At 63.9% G+C, this 25219-nt stretch carries 19 protein-coding genes and 1 tRNA gene; 7 read left to right on the forward strand and 13 right to left on the reverse strand.

Features of this window, described 5'->3' with window-relative positions:
- Positions 1–41: 41 nt before the first annotated feature.
- The 3 genes from IE071_RS11945 (at position 42) to IE071_RS11955 (ending at position 2471) form a co-directional block, all read left to right on the forward strand.
- On the forward strand, positions 42–791 hold the full coding sequence (locus IE071_RS11945; protein WP_189441416.1) for a glutathione S-transferase family protein: 750 nt from the start codon (positions 42–44) through the stop codon (positions 789–791).
- Positions 792–845: 54 nt separating this feature from the next.
- A complete protein-coding gene (gene queF / locus IE071_RS11950; protein ID WP_189441417.1) occupies positions 846–1670 on the forward strand; it encodes an NADPH-dependent 7-cyano-7-deazaguanine reductase QueF in 825 nt (274 codons plus the stop codon).
- Between the two features lie 204 nt (positions 1671–1874).
- Positions 1875–2471 (forward strand): hypothetical protein, encoded by a 597-nt coding sequence (locus IE071_RS11955; RefSeq protein ID WP_189441418.1) that lies wholly within the window; start codon positions 1875–1877, stop codon positions 2469–2471.
- 58 nt (positions 2472–2529) lie between these two features.
- Here the strand turns inward: IE071_RS11955 and IE071_RS11960 are convergent, their stop codons facing one another.
- From IE071_RS11960 to IE071_RS11970, 3 genes are all read right to left on the reverse strand, one after another.
- A complete protein-coding gene (locus IE071_RS11960) occupies positions 2530–3573 on the reverse strand; it encodes a glycerophosphodiester phosphodiesterase (RefSeq protein WP_189441419.1) in 1044 nt (347 codons plus the stop codon).
- Between the two features lie 104 nt (positions 3574–3677).
- Positions 3678–3754: transfer RNA gene (locus tag IE071_RS11965), tRNA-Arg, on the reverse strand.
- 142 nt (positions 3755–3896) lie between these two features.
- Complete coding sequence (locus IE071_RS11970) at positions 3897–5795, reverse strand: M61 family metallopeptidase (RefSeq protein WP_189441420.1); 1899 nt, start codon at positions 5793–5795, stop codon at positions 3897–3899.
- 256 nt (positions 5796–6051) lie between these two features.
- Between IE071_RS11970 and IE071_RS11975 the strand changes: the two genes are divergently transcribed.
- On the forward strand, positions 6052–7158 hold the full coding sequence (locus tag IE071_RS11975; protein WP_189441421.1) for a GGDEF domain-containing protein: 1107 nt from the start codon (positions 6052–6054) through the stop codon (positions 7156–7158).
- 12 nt (positions 7159–7170) lie between these two features.
- Here IE071_RS11975 and IE071_RS11980 read toward each other — a convergent pair whose 3' ends face one another.
- The 5 genes from IE071_RS11980 to IE071_RS12000 form a co-directional block, all read right to left on the reverse strand.
- Positions 7171–8682 carry an amino acid permease gene (locus IE071_RS11980; protein WP_189441422.1) on the reverse strand — a complete coding sequence of 504 codons (1512 nt, stop codon included), beginning with the start codon at positions 8680–8682 and terminating at the stop codon, positions 7171–7173.
- A gap of 111 nt (positions 8683–8793) precedes the next feature.
- Positions 8794–10056 carry a sterol desaturase family protein gene (locus IE071_RS11985; protein WP_189441423.1) on the reverse strand — a complete coding sequence of 421 codons (1263 nt, stop codon included), beginning with the start codon at positions 10054–10056 and terminating at the stop codon, positions 8794–8796.
- A complete protein-coding gene (locus IE071_RS11990) occupies positions 10053–10799 on the reverse strand; it encodes a lysoplasmalogenase (protein ID WP_229792874.1) in 747 nt (248 codons plus the stop codon). Before IE071_RS11990 ends, IE071_RS11985 begins: the two co-directional genes overlap by 4 nt.
- Positions 10800–10938: 139 nt before the next feature.
- The gene (locus tag IE071_RS11995; protein ID WP_189441424.1) at positions 10939–13257 is read right to left on the reverse strand and encodes a TonB-dependent receptor; all 2319 of its coding nucleotides are present in this window, start codon (positions 13255–13257) and stop codon (positions 10939–10941) included.
- Between the two features lie 149 nt (positions 13258–13406).
- On the reverse strand, positions 13407–14810 hold the full coding sequence (locus tag IE071_RS12000; RefSeq protein WP_189441425.1) for an alkaline phosphatase family protein: 1404 nt from the start codon (positions 14808–14810) through the stop codon (positions 13407–13409).
- 214 nt (positions 14811–15024) lie between these two features.
- On the opposite strand from IE071_RS12000, the gene IE071_RS12005 reads away from it, so the two are divergent.
- Entirely contained in the window at positions 15025–17007 is a 1983-nt protein-coding gene (locus IE071_RS12005) for an alkaline phosphatase family protein (RefSeq protein WP_189441426.1), read from the forward strand.
- Positions 17008–17232: 225 nt separating this feature from the next.
- Here IE071_RS12005 and IE071_RS15860 read toward each other — a convergent pair whose 3' ends face one another.
- Both IE071_RS15860 and IE071_RS12015 read right to left on the reverse strand, forming a co-directional pair.
- Complete coding sequence (locus IE071_RS15860; protein WP_229792875.1) at positions 17233–17511, reverse strand: hypothetical protein; 279 nt, start codon at positions 17509–17511, stop codon at positions 17233–17235.
- Positions 17512–17762: 251 nt separating this feature from the next.
- Positions 17763–19475 carry a sulfatase-like hydrolase/transferase gene (locus IE071_RS12015; protein ID WP_189441427.1) on the reverse strand — a complete coding sequence of 571 codons (1713 nt, stop codon included), beginning with the start codon at positions 19473–19475 and terminating at the stop codon, positions 17763–17765.
- A gap of 191 nt (positions 19476–19666) precedes the next feature.
- Here IE071_RS12015 and IE071_RS12020 point away from each other — a divergent pair, with 191 nt between their 5' ends.
- Positions 19667–21664, forward strand: coding sequence for a bifunctional 2',3'-cyclic-nucleotide 2'-phosphodiesterase/3'-nucleotidase (locus tag IE071_RS12020; protein ID WP_189441428.1), 1998 nt, complete (start codon positions 19667–19669; stop codon positions 21662–21664).
- Positions 21665–21748: 84 nt separating this feature from the next.
- The gene (locus tag IE071_RS12025; protein WP_189441429.1) at positions 21749–22387 is read left to right on the forward strand and encodes a hypothetical protein; all 639 of its coding nucleotides are present in this window, start codon (positions 21749–21751) and stop codon (positions 22385–22387) included.
- Positions 22388–22681: 294 nt separating this feature from the next.
- Here the strand turns inward: IE071_RS12025 and IE071_RS12030 are convergent, their stop codons facing one another.
- The 3 genes from IE071_RS12030 to IE071_RS12040 are packed head-to-tail and all read right to left on the reverse strand — an operon-like array spanning position 22682 to position 25204.
- Positions 22682–23734, reverse strand: a complete 1053-nt coding sequence (locus tag IE071_RS12030) for an NAD(P)-dependent alcohol dehydrogenase (protein WP_189441430.1) — start codon at positions 23732–23734, stop codon at positions 22682–22684.
- Between the two features lie 35 nt (positions 23735–23769).
- Positions 23770–24177 carry a (R)-mandelonitrile lyase gene (locus IE071_RS12035; protein ID WP_189441431.1) on the reverse strand — a complete coding sequence of 136 codons (408 nt, stop codon included), beginning with the start codon at positions 24175–24177 and terminating at the stop codon, positions 23770–23772.
- 43 nt (positions 24178–24220) lie between these two features.
- Positions 24221–25204 (reverse strand): aldo/keto reductase, encoded by a 984-nt coding sequence (locus IE071_RS12040; RefSeq protein ID WP_189441432.1) that lies wholly within the window; start codon positions 25202–25204, stop codon positions 24221–24223.
- Positions 25205–25219 lie beyond the last annotated feature (15 nt).

The raw sequence follows: 25219 nt of genomic DNA on the forward strand, positions 1-25219 counted from the left end.
GCCATCGCACGCTGCGGCCTCCGTCTGCCGGAGTCGCCGTCATGCCGCAGCGCCTCAGAGTCATCGGCAATTACATATCGCCGTACGTACGCAAGGTGCTGGTCTGTCTGGAGCTGAAAGGGCTCGACTACGAGATCGACCCGATCGCACCGTTCGTCGGCGATGATGAATTCTCCAGGATCAGTCCGCTGCGGCGGGTCCCAGTACTGATCGACGACGGCTTCGTGCTGAATGACTCCTCGGTGATCTGCCAGTACCTGGAAGATCGGCATCCGACGCCGGCGGTCTATCCGCGCGACATCGCCGACCGGGCACAGGCGCGCTGGCTGGAGGAGTACGCCGACACGCGCCTGGCCGACGGCCTGATCTGGCGGCTGTTCTACCAACTGGCGATCAAACGGCACATCTTCGGCGAAGCCACCGACGAGGCCGTGGTGCAGCATGCGCGCGAAGTGGCGATTCCCGCCGCGCTCGACTATCTGGAAAGCCAGCTGCCGGACGACGGCTTCGTGTTTGGTGCGCTGTCGATCGCCGACATCAGCATCGCCAGCTTTTTCCGCACCGCCGCGTTCGTGCGCTACGCGATCGACGCCGCACGCTGGCCGTGCAGCGCCGCACTCGTCGCGCAAGTGCAGGCACTGCCGGTATTCCAGAATCTCGCCCGCTTCGAGGACTGCATGCTGCGCCTGCCGCTGGCCGAGCAGCGCGCGGCACTGGTCAGCACCGGCGCTCCGTTGACCACTGACACGCTGGGCACCAGTACGCCACGGCACGGTGCACCTCGCGAATGAGCCGCACCCGGAGGGCACGCGAGGCGAGGCGCAGGACGGGCTAAAATGCCCGGCATGAGCACTCCCGAACACTCCCCGCTCGGCAAGAACACCATCTACGCCGACCGCTACGACCCAACCCTGCTGTTTGCCATTCCGCGCGCCGACAAGCGCGCGGAAATCGGCGTGGCCGAACCGCTGCCATTCCACGGCGTCGACATCTGGAACGCCTACGAGCTGTCGTGGCTCGATCTGCGCGGCAAGCCGGTGGTGGCGCTGGCCGAGTTCCGCGTGCCGGCGGCTTCACCGAATATCATCGAATCGAAGTCGTTCAAGCTGTACTTGAATGGCTTCGCGCAGGAGCGCATCGCCGACGCGGCCACGCTGACCGGCACATTGATGCATGACCTGTCCGCGGCGGCCGGTGCGGTCGTCAGCGTGCAGCTCAGCGAAGCGAATGCTGCGGCTCTGCCGGTCACCGATCTGGACGGCCATCTGCTCGACGCGCAGGACATCGCCATCGATCACTACGGCCCACCGCAAGCCGATTTCCTGCAAGCGGATGTCGGCGCCACACCGGTGGCGGAAACCGTGGTCTCGCACCTGCTGCGCTCGAACTGCCCGGTCACCGGCCAGCCGGACTGGGGCAGCGTGCAGATCGTTTATCGTGGCGCACCGATCGACCATGCCGGGCTGCTGCGCTATCTGGTGTCGTTCCGCGATCACAACGAATTCCACGAGCAGTGCGTGGAGCGCATCTTCGTCGATCTGATGCAACACTGCGCGCCGCAGCAGTTGAGCGTGTACGCGCGCTATACCCGTCGCGGCGGACTGGACATCAACCCGTTCCGCAGCAGCACACCGGCCACGCCGGGCAATCCGCGCACGGTTCGCCAGTAGGCGTCTGCTTGCTGGCAGTCGCCCGGCAGGCGATTCTGCCTCCAATGTCATGGCCGCGTGAAAGTTCAGTCGATGCCGTGCTCCTCGGTAATCCACGCTTCAGATCGACGGCGCTAGCCTTTGCGTCCTGACCAAGGCGCCCGGATGGCGCTGCGGCAACGGCCACGGAGTGGTATTCGCCACGTCATCGACCCTGGAGCTCACATGACACGTTCCATCCGCATCACCGCCCTATACAGCGCCAGTCTCGCCGGCCTGCTCCTGCTCAGCGCCTGCGGCAAGAACGAACCGGCCACGCCGGCCAGCACACCGGCGGCGACCAGCACCGCGGCTCCCACGCCCACGCCTGCACCCGCCGCCAGCGGCACGGCAGCGGCGGCACCTGTCAGCAGCACCGCGGCCAGCGCGGCGCCCGCCGCCAGCGTAGCCGCGCCGGTGGCTGCAGCGCCTGCGGAAGCGCCGCTGACGGTGGCCAAACTGACTCTCGGCAACGACGTGAATGCACAGCATCAGGTGACTCGCGCCAGCAGCAGTTTCGCCCCCGACAACAAGATGATTTACGCCAGTGTTGCCACCGAAGGCCGCAGCGGCGGTGCCACGCTCAACGCAAAATGGAGCTACCTGGAAGGCCAGGGCCAGCTGGTCAGCAACATCAGCCAGTCGATCGCCACCGACGGTCCCGCCGTCACCACGTTCAAGGTACAGAACCCGGATCTGTGGCCCGAAGGCAAGTATCGCGTCGAGATTTCGCTCGATGGAAAATCAGTGGCCAAGCAGGATTTCGAAATAAAGAAGGGTTGATCAACCCGGTTCACTGCAAACAAAAGGCGCCTGCGGGGCGCCTTTTGTTTGTCCCGATTCAGCACTCGTCCAGCGCCTTGCGGCCTAGTGCCGGAGCGTCGGTGAAGAACCCGTCGATGCCGGCATCGAGATAGGCGCGGATCTCGGCGATCGAACCGGCCTCGTTGAACGTGTGCGGATCGCTGCCCTGCCACAAATGCTTCGGCAGGAAATGATTTTCCGGTCGGAACGTGTACGGATGCAGCTCCAGCCCCGCCGCATGCGCATCGCGCACGAGTGCCGTAGGCTCAGCAAACGTGCCGTCGGGCCGGAGCGGAATGATCGCGCGAACGTTTGGACCGATCGCATCCGCATACACGGCGACCTCGCGCAGACCAGCCGGCGTCATCATCTGCGCATAGCTGAGTTTGCCGCCCACCGCGGCCACATCGTGCGGCGGCTGCTCATCGTCGCCGAGCAACTGCAGCAGGCGGATGTTGGAACGATCGCCGGCAGCGAGCTTGCCGCGCAGATATTTCAGGTTGCCGATCTCGAACGACTGGATCTCCAGCGGCGCACTGAGCGTGTACTCATTCGCGGCCAGCGTGGCGAGCAACGCGTCTTCCATCGGCAGGCCGAGCTTGCGGAAATAGGTGCCGTGCTTGATCTCCGGAATGATGCCGATGACGCGTCCATGCACGGCGGATTCGGCCGCGACGAAGTCGATGATCTCGTCCAGCGTGGCTATCGGGAACTGTCCGTCGTACTGCGTGCTGCGCAGTTGCGGCAGCCGCTCGCGTGCGCGCAGCGTCTTCAGTTCGGCCAGGGTGAAGTCCTCGCTGAACCAGCCGCTGACTTCCTCGCCGTCGATGCTCTTGCGGGTCCTGCGCGCGGCAAATTCCGGGTGCGCGGCGACATCGGTGGTGCTGCCGATCTCGTTTTCGTGGCGTGCCACCATCACGCCATCCTTCGTCATCACCAGATCCGGCTCGATGAAGTCGGCGCCGTCGGCGATCGCCCGGGTGTACGAAGCGAGCGTGTGCTCCGGCCGCAACGCGCTGGCCCCGCGATGACCGATCACCAGCACCTTCGCGGCGATCGGTTTTTCAGTGATAACGGGCATGACGATTCCCGGATGCCTGGCGATGCGCAAGCATAGGCGCTCGGGCCATACGCACAGCAACGCCGGACGGCGTCTCGATGATTACGCGGGAGTGTCACAGGAAATGGTGCGCCCGGCGGGATTCGAACCCACGACCCCTGCCTTCGGAGGGCAGTACTCTATCCAGCTGAGCTACGGGCGCATGTATGGCAGCGCGCGATGCTGTGGCCGCAAGGCCGGCACCGCGGGGCGCAGTATAGCCGAGTTGCCGCAGGGCGTGGCTGAGCAGCGTAAACGCATCGGCCCTCCCGAACGGGGTTCGGGAGGGCCGATGCGGGCTTGCCTCAGAGCGCCTTGAGCAGCGCGGTCAGCGTGTCAGGCTTGCTGGTGTCGCGCACCAGGTGCGGGTATTTCAGACCGTCGTGATAGTCGATGCGGATGGTCTGGTACTGGTCGAAGTTCTTCACCAGCAGCTCGATCGGCTGGCTCTTGTCCTTCGCCGAGGCGGTGACCGCCTCCTTGAGCGCATCGGGGTCATAGTCGCGACCATTGACGGCGATCACCGTCATGCTCGGCGCCAGGCCGGCCTTGAACGCCGGGCCGTCCCACAACACGTCGCTGATGCTGCCGCCCTTGCCGATGGAAACGCCCAGCGAATAGGTGAGATCGGCACTATGCCGGCGCGCCTCGATCGCCTTCACCGCATCGGACGGCTTGTCGGTGTAGACCAATTTCCAGCCGTGCGACTCGATGCCGCCGATCAACGGGCCATGACCATCGAGGCGCGTGCGCAGGTACTTCGCCCAGTCGTACGGCGCGATATCGTTGAGCGTCTTGACCACGTCCTCGAAGGTGTAGGGATTGACGTCCCACTTGCCGCTGTCCATGCCGAAGAACGCCTTGCCGAAGTCGTCGATGGTCTTCTTGCCACCGCTCAGCTCGCGCAGCTGGCCGTCGACGTCGAGCCAGATCATCTGACCGGCCGAGTAATAGTCCTCGCTGGCCTGGTAGTTGCGGTACGGCAACGGGCGACGCTGGGCGATGATCGGGTCGTTGGTGGTGTCCTGCACGTTGCGGAAGCTGGCCAGGCCGGGGCGGCCCTTGTCGTAGGTGGCGGCGGTGAAGGCCCACATGTCATGCGCCTGATCGGCGTCCCACAGACCCGAACGCGCGGCCATCACCTGACCCCAGAACTGGGTCTGGCCTTCGTAGACCCACAGCAGGGTGTCGCTCATCGGCACGTTGAAGTTCGGCGTGGCCAGATCCGCACCACGGCGATACTTGCCATCCCAGGAATGGTTGAACTCGTGCGAGAACAGATCGCGGCCCAGCGCGTTCTTCTTCCATTCGGTGAAGAAGTCAGCCGAGGTGCCGTCCTCGCTGGAACGGTGATGCTCGAGGCCGTTGCCGCTCATCTTGTCGCTGAGCGAGACGAGGAAATCGTAATGGTCGTAGTGATGCGCGCCGTACATCTTGTACATCTGCTGGACCAGGTTCTGGAACGGCTTGATCTGCTCCGGCTTGATCTCCAGGTACTTCGCGTCATCGGCCACGATGCTCATGTGCACCGGCGCCTTCGCGCCCGGATCCAGATCGATGCGCTTGAAGTACTTGCCGGCGTAGATCGGCGAATCGACCAGGTCGTCGTAATTGATCGGCTTGAAGTTCAACGTGTCGCCGTCCTTCGAGGCCACTTCCAGCGCGGTGCCAGCCTGCCAGCCGGTGGGCAGCTTGACGCTGGCTTCGGTGTTGATCTGGCGCGCGAAATAGCCGGCCGGATACATCGTCACCGAATTCCACTGCAGGTTGAGCATCTCCGGCGTCATCACCACGCGGCCCTGGCGCTGGTCCTGCGAGGAGAGGAACTGGAACTCGACCTCCACGCCGCTGGCACCCTGCGGGACGTCGACGTGGAACGCGTAGACGTTGAGCGGATCGCGCGTCCACGGCAGCACCTGGCCGTTCGCCTTCACCACCAGCCCGGCCATCTTGTCGATCGCACCGGACGGCGAATGGTTGCCCGGCAGCCACTGCGGATACAGCAGGGTCAGCGGACCGGCCTGCGCCGGGATCGTCTCGCGCACGCGGAAGATGCGGTGGGCCAGATCGGTCGCGTCCACATTGATCTTCAATGTGCCCTGATACGGCACATCCTGCGGCGCCGGGACATCGGCAAGTGCGCTGAAACTGGCCAGCCCGAAGGCGGCGGCGGCAAGGGCGGAAGCAAGGCGGGTGACTTTCAATGTGTTCTCCGGGTGGGTGGTGGGAGCCTGCGGACATGGCCGGACGAGCCGAAAAACCCACGGCACGGATCGGGTAAAGCCAGACGGACTCCGGGAATCCATGCCGCTGAAGATTGTCGCGACATGCATCCAGGGGGTCGATGCTAGAACGGGACCACCGCGCTTAACCCATGCCGAAGGTCACGAGCGCACTTCCCTGCCGTTCCGATCTGCCTGGGAAGCGCGTCATGGCACCCATCTTGCTGGCTTCATGCCGATGACCGAACATCTGCCACCTGCCGAAACCCACGCGCCCGACTCGTTCGAGAGCTGGCTGCGCGCCAGCCATGCGGATCAGCCGCAGGACTACGCCCACTATCTGGCGCGACAGATGGCGCCGATGATCCGTGCGCTGATGCTGATGGCCACGGCAGCTTTCGGGATTGCCGTCCTCGCCAGTCATTTCATCCGCCCGTCGTCCGTGCCCTTGCTGCTGCAACTGCTGCCGGTGCCGTTGTTGTTGCTGGCGGCCACGGTCGCCCGACGTGTGCAGCGACCACGTTCGCTCAGCCTGCTGACGCTCACCTGCGTGCTGCTGCTGGAAATCGGCATCAATCTCAGCAGCATCGGTCGCCTGCAGGGTCAACCGCTGGTGCTCCCGGGCCTGCTGCTGCCGGTTGCTTCGGCGGTGATCTGGTTCACTCGCCGGGATTTCATCGTGGCGATGACACTGTGTGTCGTGGGGCCGCTGCCGATGCTGCTGCTCGGCAACACTCATGGCATACAGATTTTCCAGTACTTCGTGTACATGGCGATCGCCATTTCGCTGTCGGCCGTGTTGCGCGCGTTCATGGCGCGCACCTTGTTCGAGCAGTTCCGGCTGGAGCGCCGGCTGCGCGAGCAGGCCAATACCGACGGCCTGACCGGCCTGCTGCTGCGCAACCGCTTTCTCGAACTGGCCCAGCTCGCGCTGGATATTCACAGTCAGCAGAAGCCGGTATGCATGCTGTTTCTGGACGCCGATCACTTCAAGCAGCTCAATGACGACTACGGCCACGCGGCTGGCGACAATGCACTCATCGCATTGGCCGCAGCCCTGCGCACCCAGTTGCGCCAGACCGACCTGATCGGCCGGATTGGTGGCGAGGAATTCGCGATGCTGCTGCCTGGCCTCGCCCTGCCGCAGGCCCGCGAGCGGGCCGAACAGCTGCGGCTGGCCATCCGCGCGATCAAGCGCCCGGATGGCCGGTTGACCGTCAGCATCGGCGCCGCCGAATACCGTCACGGTGAGACGGTCGACGCCTTGCTGGCGCGCGCCGATCAGGCCATGCGACAGGCCAAGCGCGGCGGACGTGACCGGATCGTCAGCGCCGTCGGCAACTGATCCCGGCGAATTTCATCCGCCGCTCGACTGTGCCAGCTTGCTGTGCCGGATGCCGTAGACGAAATAGATCACGCAGCCGATCGCCATCCAGATGATGAAGCGCTCGTAGGTGATCCACGGCAGGCCGTAGATCAGCACGGCGGAGAACAGGATGCCCAACGGCGCGGTGAACCACACCGCCGGCGTGCGGAAGTTGCGTTGAAGTTCCGGCCGGCGCACGCGCAGCAACATGATCGAGCCACAGATGATGATGAAGGCGCTGAGCGTGCCGATGTTGACCAGCTCGGCCACTTCGCCGATCGGCAGCAGGCCGGCGATCAGTGCGGTGAACAGACCAAGGATGATAGTCGGCCGCGCCGGTGTGCCGAAGCGCGGGCTGACTTTCGCAAACCAGCCCGGCAACAGGCCATCGCGCGCCAGCGCAAACCAGATCCGCGCTGCACCCAGCATGAAGGCGAACAGCACGCTGGTGACGCCGATCACCGCGGCCGCCGCGATGATGATGCTGAGCCAGTGCAGCCCGATCGATTCGAACGCATCGGATACCGAGGCATCGCCACCGAGGTGGCTGTACGGCGTGATGCCGGTGAGCACCAGCGACACCGCGATGTACAGCACCATCGCGATCGCCAGCGACAGCAACACCGCGCGCGGCAGATCGCGCTGCGGGTGCTTCGCCTCTTCCGCCGCCGTGGTCAGCGTGTCGTAGCCGAACACCGCGAAGAACACCACGCTGGCGCCGGTCAGCACGCCCTGCCAGCCGAAGTGGCCGAGCCCGGTGGCGGCATCGACGATGCGCGCGGGAATGAACGGATGCCAGTTCGCGGTATTGATGTAGAACACACCGACCAGCACCACCAGCAGCACGCCAATCACCTTGATCGTCACCACCGCGGTGTTGAAGCGCGCGCCCCATTCGGTGCGCACGGTCAGCAATACCGCCACCGCAACGGAGACGCCGGCGGCAATCACGTTGAAACGGTGGCCGTCGCTGGGCGCGGCGATCGCCGTGGCACCGTGCGTGCCGAAGACCTGTTGCAGGTAGTACTGCATGGTCTGCGCGCTCATGCTCTGCTGCGCCCACTCCGGCAGATGCACGTCGGCGGAGTTCAGCAGTACCTGCACATAGCCGGACCAGCCGATCGCCACCACCGCGACCACCAGCGCGTACTCCAGCAGCAGATCCCAGCCGATGATCCAGGCGACAAACTCGCCGAGCACCGCGTAACCGTAGGTATAGGCGCTGCCGGTGACCGGGATCAACCCGGCGAACTCGGCGTAGCACAGCGCTGCGCAGGCACTGCCGAGACCCGCAATGATGAAGCTGAGTGCGACCGCCGGACCGGCATTGGTGGCCGCTTGCTGGCCGGCCAGCACGAAGATGCCGACGCCGATGATGCCGCCGATGCCGATCGCGGTGAGCTGCCACAAACCCAGCACGCGGCGAAAGTCGCCCCGCGAGCCCACCTCTGCCTGCAACTGCTCGACCGACTTGTGCCGCACCAGCTTGCTGAAGAAACTCATCGCCTGACCCCTGGAAGCAAGCGGCGATCATAGCGAATGCGCCACGACACACACAGCGCAGTGCAACACGGGCAGCCAGAACTGTGGGAGCGGCTTCAGCCGCGATGCCCTTCAATTCGCAGCTGAAGCCATACCTTCCATAGAAGACGGTCGACCCAGCCACGGCAACGCCAGCGCGCTGAACCCGAACACCGCCGCGATGGCGAGTGCGATATGGCCGTCCAGATGCTCAATGCCGAACCAGCGGCCGAGCAACAGCGGCAGCAGCGCGGTCAGCAGCACGCGCAGGCCTTCCACCCACAGCGCCCAGCGCCGCCGTTCCATCAGCGCACCGAGCACGCTCAGGCTGGCCACCAGATAGAGCGCGTAAGCCAGCAATGCCGCCAGGCTGGCGCTGCCGGCCATGCCGAGGAACTGCGTGGTCATCCCCAGCAGCAGGGCGAACTGCAGCAGGACATAGATCATCAGCGCCTTCGGCACCGGCGGATCGAAACGCTCACTGGGCATCACGAAGTCCGGTTTCGGATAACGCGCCGCCACGTCGGCCGGTCGCCAGCCCGGTGGCTTCAGCCACAGCAGCAGCTTGTCGCGCCAGCGTTGCGCATGCCACGCATCCACTGCCGTATGCCAGTACACCTCGGCATTCGCCCACAGCGGGTTCCAGCTGCGCAGCGGCGAGCGCGTGCCGTACACCGGCGGTTCGTTGTCGTCTTCCTCGACGAAACTGCCGAACAGCCGGTCCCACACGATCAGGATGCCGCCGTAGTTGCGGTCGAGGTAGCGGTCGTTCACCGCGTGATGGGCGCGATGGTTGGACGGCGAGCAGAACACCCGGTCGAACCAGCCGAGCCGGCCGATCTGCTCGGTGTGCACCCAGAACTGGTACAGCAGGTCGATCAGCGCCACGATCACGAAAACCTTGAGCGGCACCCCGAGCACGGCCAGCGGCAGGTAGAACAGCCAGCTCAGCAAGACGCCGCTGCCGGTCTGGCGCAACGCGGTGGACAGGTTGTAGTGCTCGCTCTGGTGATGCACCACATGTGCGGCCCACAGGAGGTTCACCTCGTGCCCGCAGCGATGCAGCCAGTAGTAGCAGAAGTCGTACAGCAGCAAGGCGCCGGCCCATACCCACAGGCTGTCCGCCGGCAGCGTGAACAGCGCCATATGCTGCGCGCACCATGCATAGATGCCGAACGTCAGCAGCTTGCTGAACACGCCGACGACCTGCGAGATCACCCCCAGCCCGATGCTGTTCATCGCGTCATTGCTGGCGTAGGCGCGCCGACCACGCAGCTTCGCCACCAGCAGCTCGATTCCGATCAGCAGGAAGAACACCGGGGTGGCCCAGGTGATGATGAGTTCCGGCGTATTCACTGCGCTGCACCTGCCTCGATCAAGGCGTCGTCGCGCTGCACCGAGCGCGCGATCCACCACAAGGCCAGATAATACGTCGACAGCACCCACAGGCTCGATAACGGGATCGCAGCATGGAAGCGGTTCCATGCCAGCAAGGTATCGCTGAGCATGAACAGCATGGCACCGACGGCAGCCCGCCACGCGCTGCTGGCCGCTGCATCATCACGACGCGCAAACGCCCACGCCCGCCCCAGTGCCTGCCCGCCCATGCTGGCCAGCACCGCCACATAGACGATCACCGGCACCCGCAACGCGGCACCGATCGAACCCCACAGCAAGTACAGGTTGACCGCGCCATAAGCGAGGCTGGCAAGCAACAGCCACGGTCGCACGCCAAAACGACTGTCGCCAAGGAAGGCGGCAATGAAACATGCGTGGCCGAACAGGAAGGCCACCAGTCCCGGCACGAACAAATCCTGCGGCAGCATCAGCAACACGTCACCCAGCAGCGAGCAGGCGATGCCGATCAGGATCCAGCGCCGGTAACGCACCGACAGCGCGGGTTGTGCGTGCCATGCGAGCAGGAAGATCAGCGCCGTGGCCAATGGCTTGCACACCCAGTGCAACAATCGCCAACCATCGGCAACGGCAGGACCGGCCAGGATCGCACCGACGATTGCCGCCGCGGCCGCCACGGTCACGCCCATGACGAAATACGGGCGGTGCAACGTCGAGCTGACCGATGGATGAAGGCTGGGCATGCATGATCTCTGCGGGGAAACGAACCCGCCGATCATAGTCACGACATGGCCGCAATTCACAGCTGCCACGTCGACCAGCCCCGGAAACAGATACGGCGCGACCGTTCCGGGCCACGCCGTATCTGTACTAATGGTTCGCTCAGAGCTTCGCGTTGATATTGAAGAACCACTGCCGCGGCGCACCCGCCATCAGGGTCTGGTTCTGGCCGGTCGGATCTGAGGCCACATAGCCATTCGTGCCGGTAGTGGCGAAGTAGTGCTTGTTGGTCAGGTTGGTGATGTTGAGACCCAGGCTGACGTCCTTCAGCACCGAGAGTGCACCGAGGTCGTAGTTCACGCCGGCATTGAGCAACCAGTACGACGACACCGCCGAGTCGTTGATATAGGTGATGTAACGGCGCCCGGTGTACTTGCCGTCGAGATTGGCGCTCCACGCGCCGGCGGTATAGCTCACCTCACTGGTGAGCATCCAGGTCGGAATGCCCACCACATACTTGCCGGCGGTGGCCACCACGCCATTGTTGAGGTAGTCGTCCTGGTACTTCGAGTTGTCGTACGACAGCGAATTGAGCCAGCGCACATGCTCGATCGGTTTCCAGATCAAGGCCAGATCAAGACCGGTGCTCTTCACCGAACCGACGTTGTTGAGGATCGCCGAGCAGGTGACTACGGCGGGGCACGGCGAAACCGACAACAGGCGGTTGCTGAAACGGGTGAAGTAGGCGTCCGCGGAAGCTTCGAAGGTGTCGCCATGCACGCGGTAACCGAGCTCGAAGGTCTGCGACTCCTCCGGCTTCAACGTGCTCTTGCCCGCATTGAACGAAGCCTGCGACTGGCTGAATGGAAGGATGCCGTAGGCCGCCAGATTCTTGCTGTAGGACGCGTAGATGTCCTGGTTGCTGTCGAGTTTGTAGTCGACGCCGGCCTGTGGCAGGAATCCATCACTGGCCTTCACCCGACCGGCAGCGAGTGCACTGGGAACCAGCGACTCGGCCGTGGTGGTCGTGTTCAACGACTTGGCGCCGAAATTCACGGTGAGACGATCATCCAGCAGATGGATGGTGTCTTCCGCGTAGGCCATGCGCGTGGTGGTGTCGTAGTTCTGGAAGAAGCCGCGCGCGAACGGCGCCTCGCTCGCGTAGAAATTGCTGAGGTAGTTGTACTGGCCGGTCAGCTTGAAATAGTTGCGTTCCTGGTTGTCGTTGGCGTTTTCGCCCCATACGCCCAGTTCGATGTCGTTGCCGCCGAGCGTGAACTGCAGCGAGCCGGTGGCGCCGGTACGGTCGAGGCCGTAGTCGGTCGTGCGCATCGCGATCGGCACGGTGGCCGACGATGCCACATACGGCGTCGCCCACTGCCCTTCGCCGCGATCGCCGTGATAGTAGCCGCCAAGATTCAGCGTGGCGCCGCCACCCAGATTGAACGAACCGCTCAGACCGGTCAGGTTGTCGCGGCGGATACCGCCGCCGGCGTAATAGGTCGCGTCGACCAGGTCGTAACCCGCCGGCAACTTGGACAGCTCGGCCGGATACGCACCATGGCCGTTGTAGGCATTGGCGATCTGCACCGCCTCGGCCCAGTTCGGCTGCAGGTAATCCCAGTTCCAGCCCAGCGCCTTCTGGCTGACTAGGGACAGATCCATGTAGTCGTATTCCTTGCGCCGGGAGCTGTCGACGAACAGGCTGATGCGGTTGCCGTCGCCCCACTGGTACACGCCCTTCACATTGATCTGGTCGGACTTCTGGTCGCCGTAGCCTTTCCACTTGTTGGTGTCGGCATGGTCGTAGGACGCATACATCGAGAAGCCGTGGTAATCGCCCGTGTCCGCCCGCACGAAGGTGCGATGCGTGCCATCGGAGCCGATCGACTGATTGATCCGCGCACCGGCCACATTGTCCGGATCGGCCGAGAAGAACTGGATGGTGCCGCCGAGGTTGGTGCTGGCTGCGGTACCCAGTGCACCGGCGCCCTGCGCCAGCTCCACGATACTGATGTTGTCACTGGTGATCGCACGGGTGATCTGCAGCCCGTTCGTGACGCCGTAGCTCATGTTGCCGAGTGGAATGCCGTCGAGGGTGAAGCCGAGCCGGCTCTGGTCGAAACCGTGCAACGTGATCTGGGTGGACCATTCGTACGCACCCCACGCATCGGCCGCCTGGAAGTTCACGCCCGGCAGCTTGTCGATCGCCTTCAGCGGGCTGCTTCCGGGCGGCAGCGCCTTGATGTCTTCGCTGGTGACTTTCTGGATCTGACGCGTTTCACCGGTAGCCACTACCGACACGGCCTCCATGGTCTTGGCGTTGCTCGCGCTGGCATCCGACGTTGCATTCGCCGTTGCGGTAACCACGGGTACAGCCGCGCCGTCGGTCGTGGCGGCAAGCAGCACCGTGCCATGCAGCACACCGAACGTGGCCAGTGCGAGTGCGGTCCGGCGAATCGAAACCTTGTGCAGAGACATGCAGAATCCTTCGCGCAGGCACTCATCAGGAATGCCTGCGTCACATGTGATTAGGGAGTCACCGGAACCCCTCCGGTGGGTGTCCGGGTAGCATGATTTGCGAATGTGATGCGGCCGTTACATCCGCATGTACGAATGCGTATGGACGTCTATTTCGTACTGACGTTCATGCGTGCATGGACGGGCGGGTTCCGGCTTTGCGTGCTTGCAACGGCGGCCGATGGCACTTCCAGCAAGGCCTTGCCCTGCGCCTGCGGCAGCTGCACGCCGAGCAACGCCGCGAGGGTTGGTGCGATATCACGCATGTCGATCGAACCGAGATCCCTGGCCGCCGGCACACCCTTGCCGGCGATCAGGAAGGTCGAGCGCATCTCGGGCAGCGCCGCGTCGTAACCATGCATGCCGCGGTAATGCCCGGGCGACAGCACTGGCGCATCGGGCTTGATGCCCATTTCATCGCCGGGCTTGAATTGCACGAACCAGCTGGCCTGCGCCGTGCCGCCGTGGGCCACGGCCTCGTCGTGATCCAGCACGTGGGCGATGCCGTACTGCGGGTCGTCCTGCAGTTGCTTGAGCAAGGCGGCGACTTTCGCCTTGACCGCAGTGTTCGATGGATCGTGCAATACGATCGCCGCGCTGCCGCCGTCGTTCCACGGCATCGCCTGCCAGTCAGTCACCTCGCCGTCCTTCAGCGTGACCAGACCCGCCTTGATGAATGGCAGATAGAGATTGACGTCATGCTGCACCGGCGCGAAACCGTGATCGGAGACGATCGCCACCACGCCATCCGGATGCACGCGCTGCGCGGTAGCCACCAGTTCGCCGATCAGCTGGTCGATGCCTTCCAGTGTCTTGCGCGATGCCGGCGTATCCGGACCGCTCGCATGCTGCTGTGTATCCAGTGCGGTGAGGTAGGCCGTCATGAAATACGGCTTGCGCGTTTCCAGCAGCTTGATCGCGAAACGCGTGCGGTTCTGATCGCCGGGCAGATCCTCGACGATGCCGTCGGCATACGGGCCGAGATCCTGTTCCAGCGACGGCAGCAGGCCGGGCGTGGCCAGTGCCGCGAGCAGCTTGCGATCATCGGCCGTGCCGGTGCGCCAGATCTGCGGCAGGTTCCAGTCCACCTGTGCGCCGACGCTCACCGGCCAGTGCACGTTGGCCGTGCTCAGGCCGGCCGCATGCGCCGCATCCCACAACGTCGGCACACGGATATCGCTGGCGTACCACTCCCAACCCTGCTGGTTCTTGTTGGTGGGATCGAAGCTGAGGTTGCCGCCGATGCCATGCAGATTCGGCGAGACGCCGGTGATCAGCGTGGTATGGCTGGGATAGGTCAGCGTAGGCAGTACGCCACGCACGTCGCTGGCATACGCACCACGCTGCAGGAACGCTTCGAGATTCGGCAGCTTCAAGCCGCGCTGCCGCGCCTGCAGCACGTCTGCCGGACGCAGGCCGTCGATCGAAATCAACAGGACAGGCGTGGCAATCGCCGAGGTGGACGACAACACCGCAAGTACACCGAAGGACAACACAAGCAGCAGACGACGCATGCGGATTCCACAGAGCTGGCGAAGATGCCGCGCATGCTCGGTCCACATCGCTGCAGTCGCGTGACAGGTATGCGTCGACTCTGTTCCGCGTATGTTGAGCGCCTGCGCACGCGGCTGGCACTGCGCACGTGATTCAGCACCACAGGTGCGACCGACCGCAAACTGCAACATGCGGCGGGCAGCATGGCGGGTTCACCACCGTCCGGGTTGCCCCATGACCATCGCGTTCCGCCGCCTGCCGCTGTCGCCCTTCCTGCTTGCCTTCGCTTTGCTGGCCACGCTGCCCAGCGTGCAGGCGGCCTCCAGCGCCGCAGGATCGAAACCGCATCGGGTGATCCTGTTCGTATGGGACGGCATGCGCCCGGATGCGATCAGCGCCGAGGACACGCCGAACCTGCTGGCGCTGGCGCAGCGTGGCAGCCGCTTCGAGGACAACCACTCGACCTACCCCACCTTCACCATGGCGAACGCATCCAGTTTCGCCACCGGCGCGTTCCCCGGCCCACTCGGCTTCTACGGCAACCGTTTCTGGGCGCCGGGCGCCAGCGGCCTCAATGCCAAAGGCGTGGCCGCGGATTTCCACAACCCGATCTATACCGAAGACTATGCCGTGCTGCGCGACCTCGACACGCACTTCGACCACGAACTGCTGGAACTGCCCACGCTGTTCGCCGCGGCGCAGAAGGCCGGCCTGACCACCGCCGCGGTCGGCAAGTCCGGTCCCGCGTTCCTGCAGGATTACAAGCAAGGCGGCGTGATCCTCGACGAGAACACCGCGCTGCCGCTGGCGTTCGCCAAGGAGCTGCAGCAAGCCGGCTACGCGCTGCCTGCCCATACTGTGAACGCTTATTCATCCTCTCAGCTCAGCCTGCGCGAGGACAACGACTCGCCGACCGAGCAGGGCAAGCTGGTCACGCTGAAAGATGGTGTCACCTCCGATGCGACCGCCGCCGCTGAGACCACACCGGCACCGGCCAACGCCTGGATGATGAAGGTGTACCTGGACGTGATCCTGCCGCAGCACCGGCCCGACCTCAGCGTGGTATGGCTGCGCAACCCGGACACCACCCAGCACCTCTATGGCGTCGGCTCGCCGGAATTCCATCTCGCGCTGAAGGCGCAGGATGAACTGCTAGGCCAGCTCGAAGCGCGACTGCAGCAGCTCGGCATGGCACAGGACACCGACATCATCGTGGTGTCCGACCACGGCCACAGCAATATCGCCGGCCCGCGCGACCTGTTCCCGCTGCGCCAGATCAACGACGGCCGCGTGACCGGCGTCGACAACGACTGGGGCTACTCGGTCTCCGGCGGCATCCGCCTGGCCGACCAGCTCACCCGGGCCGGCTTCACCGCGTTCGACGGCTTCGGTTGCATGCACGTGCCGGTGCTGAGCGGCCTGCGCGCCGACGGCAGCCCACTGCAACCGACCCGCTACGACGATGACGGCCACCTGTGCGGCAAGCCCGGCCCGTACACCACGCCCAGCTACGTCGTTCCCGAACAACTGCCGAAGGGTGCGCTGGTGCTCGCGCCGAATGGCGGCACCGAATACTTCTATCAGCCCGAACACGATGCGGCGCTGGTCAGGCGCACGGTGCGCTTCCTGCAGTCGCGCGAGTACATCGGCGCGATCTTCGTGGCGAAGCGCTACGGCAATATCCCCGGCACCCTGCCGGCGGAAAGCGTGCATCTGGAAAACGCCTCACGCGGACCGGACATCATCATCAGCTATGCGTGGGACGCCGACGCGGTGATCCAGGGTTTCCGCGGCACCGAATACGCCAGCCAGGCGAACGAGCGCGGCGAACACGGCAGCTTCAGCCCGATCGACGTGCACAACACCCTGCTCGCCGCCGGCCCCGGCTTCCAGCAAGGCTTCAGCGATCCGCTGCCGAGCGGCAACGTCGACGTCGCTCCCACCATCGCCGCGTTGTTGGGATTGCCGCTGCCGAAGGCGCAAGGCCGCGTGCTGCACGAAGCACTGGCCGGCACGCTGATGCGCCCGCTCACCGACTACCACGTGATGCCGACCACGCTGCAACCGAAGCAACCGGCGACCCAGCTCGACATGCAGCGCGTCGATGGCAGCCCGCTGTCCACTACCCGTTTCGACTTCACAGTGCAGCTCAAACAGCTCAGCGCCGACGGCAAGAGCTGGATCTACTTCGATCAGGCCGGAGCCAAGCGTCATTGAATGCAAGCACCGCGCTCACGATCGCCACGTTACAGATCCGCTTTCAGCCTGCAAGCGGACCTGTTGCTGGGCCCACGGGCCGAGCCGGTTATTTTTTCTCGGTGGCCTTTGCCACGAACCATCGCAGCTATGGCATCACGCGAATTTTTGTACGTTCCCGGGCCGTACTGGCCTTGCCCGTCCGATGCGAGCTGAAGCGATCGAGATTGAAGGATTCGCGCTTTTCTAGCGTGCGGCACGCTTTGCGCAACCCGCTCCATACAGGTCGCGATAGACCTGGCTCACCTGCTCTTCCAGTTCGCCGCCTTGACGACATTTGCTGAAGGCGTCGTTGAGCTGTTTCTCTGCGAGGTGGACGTGGCGCAGGAATCGCCTGGTGTCGCTCGAGAGACCGAGTTCGGTCATCTGCTGTTCCAGGGTTGTCTCGTCGTTCGCAGCCGGCGTCTGCTGATTTCCTGAGGCGGTTTCGATGAGCATGGGCATGTCGGGAGTGATGTCGTTCATGACAGACACCACGCAAGACGCTTGCCAGCGCTGCCTTGACTGCGGCGTGACTCCAGTTCGCCAGTGCACCGCTCCCGCACGCCGCTCAGGCGCTCATCTCAGCCTGATGACAGCACCAGACGATGCCGTGTTCGTGGGATCTTGCGAGGCTGCATCTGCCAGATGACGACAAAAACTGCCCTTGATTGACGTGCATGGTCAGGAAGAACAATCCATGCACACCCGTTTCTCCAAGCCCTCAGACGCACCTATCACTGATACACATGCAGCCGCCCGATCGTCCACGCGTGATAGGACTCCAGCAGGCCCGGCACGGCACAATCGTCGTACAGGCCGTTGCAGCGCGTGCGCAACTCGGTCGCCGCGGAGAAGTACGGATCCGTCGGCACCCCGGCAGCCTGCAGTACCATGCTGGGCAGGAACGCGATATCGAGCATCGGATAGTTCGGTACCGGCGCGCCGGTGAAGTTGCTCTTCAGCATGTAGTAGGTGAGGTAGTCGCGGTACGGCTGCAAGGCGGGTGACAGGTTGCGCGACAGGTTGCGGATCTGCCCACCGAAGGACGGCTGATGGTCGCCGAAATGCACCAGCACGGTCGGCTGCGGGCGATCGAGAAAGTCGTGTTCCAGCCCGCGCATCGCCACATCCGAATCGTGCAGGCGCGACAGATAGGTGTCGAAATTCAGCGCCGCGTTGGTCGACAGCCCGCGCAGCAGATTGCGGTAAGTCGGCGGCAGCTTGGTCATCGGATCATCGTCGTGCGGCCCGTGCTGATTCAGCGTCAGGATCATGATGAACACCGGCTGCCCCGGCTTCCTGACCTTGTCGTAGAGACGCTTGGCCGCGGCGAACATCTGCGCGTCGCTCTCCTCCCATTCCGTCAGGCCCAGCTCGCTGGCGCCGTACAGATGGTCGAAGCCATACGCCTGGTATGCGTTGCTGCCGTTGATGAAGCTCGCCTCGGTCGGATAGACGCCGATGGTGAGATAACCGAGCCGGCGCAACTGCAACGCCAGCGCATCATGGATTTTCGGCGCCAGCACGTACGGCGCATACATGCCGCCGGGGCCGAAGATGTCCTGCGGCATGCCGGTCAGCGCGGCGAACTCGCTGACCCAGGTGCCGCCACCGAAGGTGTGCACGCGCAACACGCCATGCGCACGCGTGCGCGCATCCGGCTTGAACATGCCCACGCGGCACTGCGGCACGTTGCAGACATCGTAGATCGACGGGTCGAAGGTGCTCTCCTCCAGCACCTGCACGATGTCCGGATACGGCGGTTGCGTGCTGCCCGGCTCACCCTGCGCGGTGTCGCCCCAGGTCTGCTCGGCAACGGCATCGCTGGCCATCGCCGGCAGCTTGACCGCCGAGTCGCGAAAGTTGACGAAGAAATTGGTCAGCTGCGCATCGTCGGACAGCTTCTCCCACACATTGCGCGAATGCACCTGCGCAAACGGCCCGGTCGGCAACATGCACAGCCAGAACGCCAGAACGCCCAGCACGATGCCGCCGAGGCGCACGCCGGCCGAGACACGCGACCGCAATCCTGCCAGCACGCGCCAGTCCCAGCGCCACACCAGATACAGCAGCGGCGGCACGAACAGGCACAGTCCGATGCCCAGTGCGTACAGGTGCGGATAATGGCGCAGCGTGTCGAGCAGGCTGGTACCGGCGTAATAGATGAAATCCGACGGCATCAGCTGCGAATCGAGGTAGCGCAGCTTCATCGATGCAATGAACTTCAGCGCCAGAAACAAACCGCCGCTGACCAGCAGCGCCGTGGCAAGCCGCGCGAACACGAACAGCAACACGCCGAACGTGCACAGCATCAGTCCGGCGATGAAAAACCGCTGCAACGGCTCCGGTTCCTGCCACGCGCTGAGCGCGACGCAGACGCCGAAAAAGATCAGCGCGCCCAGCGATACCGCACCGGTGCGCGCACGATGTAACGAGATTCGAGGCATGAATGGACAGTCCCCCTGTAAGGACCTTGTGTCACTGGAATGCCATCTTACGGTCTTGTGTCGGTAGCAGACAGGAGCAACCACCACGGCGTTCCACTGGCGTTGGGCATCGCCACCCGGCCAGAGCGGCAAACGGCCGCTCCGATCTGTTAATTTTCATGGTCTGAACCTGCACGTCTCACGGAACTGCCATGTCGCTACGCCTGCCCTCCCGCGCCACCTCACTGCTCGCCCTGACCTTCGCACTGCTCGCCGGCTGTGCCAGCCAATCCTGGAAGTCCACCAAGACGCCCGACGGCGCGCGCGCCAACGTGGCGATCCTGGAAACCACCGACGTGCACTCCAACGTGCTGAGCTACGACTACTACAAACTCAAACAGGATGACTCGCTCGGCTACGAACGCACCGCCACGCTGATCCGCCGCGCCCGCGCGGAATTTCCCAACACCTTCCTGTTCGACAGCGGCGACACCATCCAGGGCAGCGTGCTGGCCGATTACCAGGCGCTGGTGAAGCCGCTGGCCTGCGACCAGGAACTGGCGATCTATCGCGCGATGGATGCCATGGGCTACGACGGCGGCACCGCCGGCAACCACGAATTCAACTACGGCCTCGGCTTCCTGTCGCAGGTCACCGGCACGCCGATGAACGTGGATGGCGGCCATACGAACCGCTGCGCCGGCCCGCACTTCCCGCTGGTGCTGGCCAATGTCTACAGCGCGCGCGACGGCGCACCGATCTTCAAGCCGTGGACGATCGTCACGAAAACCATTGAGGCCTATACCGCGGACGGCAGCAAGATCCACGTGCCGCTGCGGATCGGCATCATCGGCTTCACGCCGCCGCCGATCATGGACTGGGACAAGCAGAACCTGGCCGGCAAGGTCAGCGTCAGCGGTGTGGTCGAGGCGGCACAGAAGTATCTTCCGCAACTCAAGGCGCAGCATCCCGACCTGATCGTGGCGATCCTGCACGGCGGCCTCGACACCTCGCCGTATACCCCGCAGATGGAAAACGCCGGCTGGTACCTCACCGGCGTGCCCGGCATCGACGTGCTGCTGCTCGGCCACTCGCACACCGAATTCCCCGGCCCGCACTACGCCGGCATGAAAGACGTCGATGCCCATCTCGGTTTCGTGCGCAACGTGCCCGCGGTGATGGGCGGTTTCTTCGGCAAGGATCTGGGCGTGATCCAGCTGGTGCTGAATCGCCAGCAGGATCGCTGGGTGGTCGACCTCGACAATACGCACAGTGAAGTGCGCCCGATCTGCAAGGAAAAGAACCAGTGCGTGCCGGCCGATCCCGCCATCGCGCCGCTGGTGCAGCAGGCGCATGAAGCCGCGATCGCCTACGTCAACACCCCGATCGGCAACAGCTCGATGCGCATGAGCAGCTACTTCGCCGATGAGGGCAACATGACCGCGCTGGCGCCGATCAACGCCGCGCAGGCCGACTACGTGCGCACCGAACTGCCGCGGCTGCATCCGGAACTGGCCAATGTGCCCGTACTCGCCGCCGCCGCCGCGTTCCGCACCGGCTTCGGCGGCCCCGACGACTACACCGATGTCGCCGCCGGCCCGCTGACCCTGCGCAGCGCCGCCGACCTGTACTTCTACCCGAACACGCTGGCCGCGGTGAAAACCGATGGTGCCGGGCTCAAGGCGTGGCTGGAAAAATCCGCCGAACGCTTCAACCGCATCGACCCGGCTAAGACCGGCGAACAGGCGCTGATCAACACTCACTTCACCGGCTACAACTTCGACCAGATCCAGGGCGGCATCCACTACGTCATCGATGTGTCGAAGCCGATCGGCCAGCGCATCATCACGCTGACGTATCAAGGCAAGCCGGTCACGCCGACGCAGCCCTTCATCATCGTCACCAACAACTACCGCGCCAGCGGCGGCGGCCACTTCCCCGGCCTCGACGGCAGCAACATCGTGCTGGCCGCACCCGACGGCACCCGCGAAATCCTGGCGAAATGGCTGGAACGCCAGAAACAGATCAGTGCCAAGGATCTCGAACCGACCTCATGGAAGTTCGCGCCACTGAAGACGCACGGCCCGGTGGTGTTCACCGCCGCCAGCAACAAGCAGGACTTGGCGCACGCGGCCGGACTCGACAACATCCGCCAAGAGAAGGATCACGGTGACGGCACGGCCACTTACGCGATCGATTTGTCGCACTGAGGGTGGCATAAGCGGAAGTGGTAACGCCCGCTTTCGACGGCGGGTTCAACTGATCGACGCAACAAGCGCCCGTATGGAGGATTCATGATCAGCCAGCGTTTTCTTGTCGTTTACAGCGGAGTACTAACGGCTGTTTTCGCGTTCACAGTGCTTGCAGGCTTCACAAAAAACCCAGTTACCAAACTGGATGAAATCGATGTACAACGAATCAATGTACGCGAGCCCGACGGCACCCTGAGATTGGTGATATCCAGCAGCGCGCGATTGCCCGGCGTTATCGTCAAGGGAAAGGAGCAGCCCAAGGTTGATCGACCACAGGCAGGCATGATCTTTTTCAACGATGAAGGATCAGAAAACGGCGGTCTGATTTTTGGCGGCAAGCGTGATGCACACGGCGATGTGGTCGACTCCGGCGGCAGCCTTTCCTTCGATCGCTACAACGCCAATCAAGTCGTGCAACTGCTGGGAGTCGACGATAAGGACAACAGCATGGCCGGCCTGGCCGTTTCCGATAGCCGAGAGAATCTAGGTGGTCACCGCCGTGCCTGGGTGGGCCGAACAGCTGATGGCTCTGCAACACTCGCTCTCATGGACGCCCTTGGCAACAAGCGGATCTTGCTGAAAGTACCTGCGAACGGAGAAGCGGAAATGGACTTTCTCGACAAGGACGGGAAAGTAGTAAAGGTTTTTCGAGGCGAAGACGGTGGGCACTCGAAAAATTGAAGAGGCAACGCCCGCTTTTGACCGACATCTTCCCTTGCAAGGTTATTGACGGGCCGGCATGTTGCCACCGGCAGAAGCCGGCCCGAAGTGGACGTTGCGGGTTCTCACATTTCGCGACGATCGGGCCAAGCCGCTGATGCCTTTCGGCCTCAGCTAGCTCGGTTCGGCGAGCATGGACGGCGGCCCTTCTTCAAAGACTGCGCTCGGCGTCGAACCATGCCGACCATCGAGGAGCTCAATCAAAATCTGCGATGAGCTCCTCGGGCCGGAGTCATTCTGCGCGCGAAGCCATCCTCACTTGGCCAGCGACGCATTGTCGATGACGAAGCGATACTTCACGTCACCCTTCACCATGCGATCGTAGGCCTCGTCGATCTTCTGCGCCGGGATCATCTCGATGTCGGAGACGATGCCCTTGTCGGCGCAGAAATCCAGCATCTCCTGCGTTTCGGCGATACCGCCGATCAGTGAGCCGGCGATGTTCCGTCGCTTGAAGATCAGGTTGGCGACGCTCGGTGACGGATGCGGATGCTCCGGCACGCCGACCAGCACCATGGTGCCGTCGCGCTTGAGCAGGCTGGTGAAGGCATCCAGCGAATGGCTGGCGGCCACGGTGTTGAGGATGAAGTCGAAGCTGTTGGCGTGCGCTTTCATCTCGTCAGCGTTGCGCGAAACCACCACCTCGTCCGCGCCCAGATCCAGCGCCGCCCGGCGCTTGTTGTCCGAGGTGGTGAACGCGACCACGTGCGCGCCCATGGCATGCGCGAGCTTCACGCCCATATGGCCCAGTCCGCCGATGCCGACCACGCCGACCTTGCTGCCGGGGCCGACTTTCCAGTGCCGTAGCGGCGAGTAGGTGGTGATGCCGGCGCACAGCAGCGGTGCGACCGCGGCGAGCTGCGATTCGGAATGGCGGATCTTCAGCACGAACTTCTTATCGACCACGATGCACTGCGAATAACCGCCCAAGGTGTGCCCGGGCGCGTCCGCGGTCGGGCCGTTGTAAGTGCCGACGAAGCCATTCTCGCAGTACTGCTCCAGACCCTCGTCGCAGGCCGCGCAATGCTGGCAGCTGCCGACCAGGCAGCCCACGCCGACGGTGTCGCCGACCTTGAAGCCGCTCACCTCGCTGCCCACGGCACTGACATGGCCGACGATCTCGTGGCCGGGCACGCAGGGATAAAGCGTGCCGCCCCATTCGGAGCGCGCGGTATGCAGGTCGGAATGGCAGACGCCGCAATAGGCGATGTCGATCTGCACATCCTGCGGGCCGGGCGCGCGGCGCTCGATGTCGATGGATTGCAGCGGCTTGTCGGCGGCATGTGCGCCGTAGGCTTTGGTGGTCATGGGGTTTTCCTTGCTGGGGGAAGGGTTGAACGGAATCAGGGCGTCGGCCCCACAAGATATTCCTCATCGGTGACCTTCTCCATCCACTCGACCACCTTGCCGTCTTTCGCTTCCTGGACGGCAATGTGGGTCATCGCGGTGGTCGGTGTGGCGCCGTGCCAGTGCCGGTGGTTCGACGGGCAGCAGATGATGTCGCCGGCGTTGATCTCCACGATCGGGCCGCCTTCGCACTGGGTCCAGCCCTTGCCGGCGGTGACGATCAGGATCTGTCCCAGCGGATGGGTGTGCCAGGCGCTGCGTGCGCCCGGCTCGAAGGTGACGATGCCGCCGGACACGTTCGCGCCACCGATGCCCTTGAACGGCGAATCGATGCGTACCTTGCCGGTGAAGTACTCGGTCGGCCCGGTGACGGAGGGCTGCGAGCCGTTGCGGATGATTTCCATGGTCAACGTTCCTGTAATTGATCGAAAGGCCGGTCGATGCCTGTCACCTGCCCGCCTGCGCTGCCAGATGCGCCGGGTAGCGGTCACCCTGCACCCGGATCTGCGCCAATGATTCGGCGATCTGCCGAAGATCATCAGCACTTAGCGCGATATCCGCGGCGCCGATGTTCTCCTTCAACCGATGCAGCTTCGTGGTTCCCGGAATCGGTACGATCCACGGTTGCTGCGCCAGCAGCCACGCCAACGCGATCTGCGCTGGTGTCGCCTGCTTGCCGGTAGCGATGCGCCCCAGCAGGTCGACCAGTGTCTGATTGGTCTGGCGCGCCTCGGGTGAGAAGCGTGGCACGTTGTTGCGGAAATCGTCCTTGGCGAACGAGGTGCTTGCGTCGATCTTTCCTGCGAGGAAACCCCTGCCCAGCGGACTGAACGGCACGAAGCCGATGCCCAGTTCCGCGCAGGTCGGCAACACGTCCTGCTCGGGCTCGCGCCACCACAGCGAATACTCGCTTTGCAGCACGGCGACCGGCTGCACTGCATGTGCACGGCGGATCGATTGCACGCCGGCTTCCGACAGGCCGAAATGCTTGACCTTGCCTTCCGCGATCAGCTCCCTGACCGTGCCAGCGACATCTTCCATCGGTACGTTCGGATCGACGCGATGCTGGTAGAACAAGTCGATGTGATCGGTCCTGAGACGTTTGAGTGAGGCATCGGCGACGGCCCGGATGCGCTCCGGCCGGCTGTCCATACCGGTCTTCGAATCGCCATCCTTGAAGCCGAACTTGGTGGCGATCACCACTTGATCGCGGATCGGTGCCAGCGCCTCGCCGACCAATTCTTCGTTGGTGAACGGGCCATAGGCCTCGGCGGTATCGAAGAAAGTCACGCCGACTTCGACAGCCTGCCGAAGCAAGGCGATCGCGTCCTGTTTTTCCATCGCAGCACCATAGGCGTGGTTCAGCCCCATGCAACCAAAACCGAGCGCGGAGACTTCGAGCTGGCTGTTTCCCAATGTGCGACTTTTCATTTCATTGACTCCGAT

It is taken from the genome of Rhodanobacter panaciterrae (assembly GCF_014651895.1).
Lineage (GTDB): Bacteria > Pseudomonadota > Gammaproteobacteria > Xanthomonadales > Rhodanobacteraceae > Rhodanobacter > Rhodanobacter panaciterrae.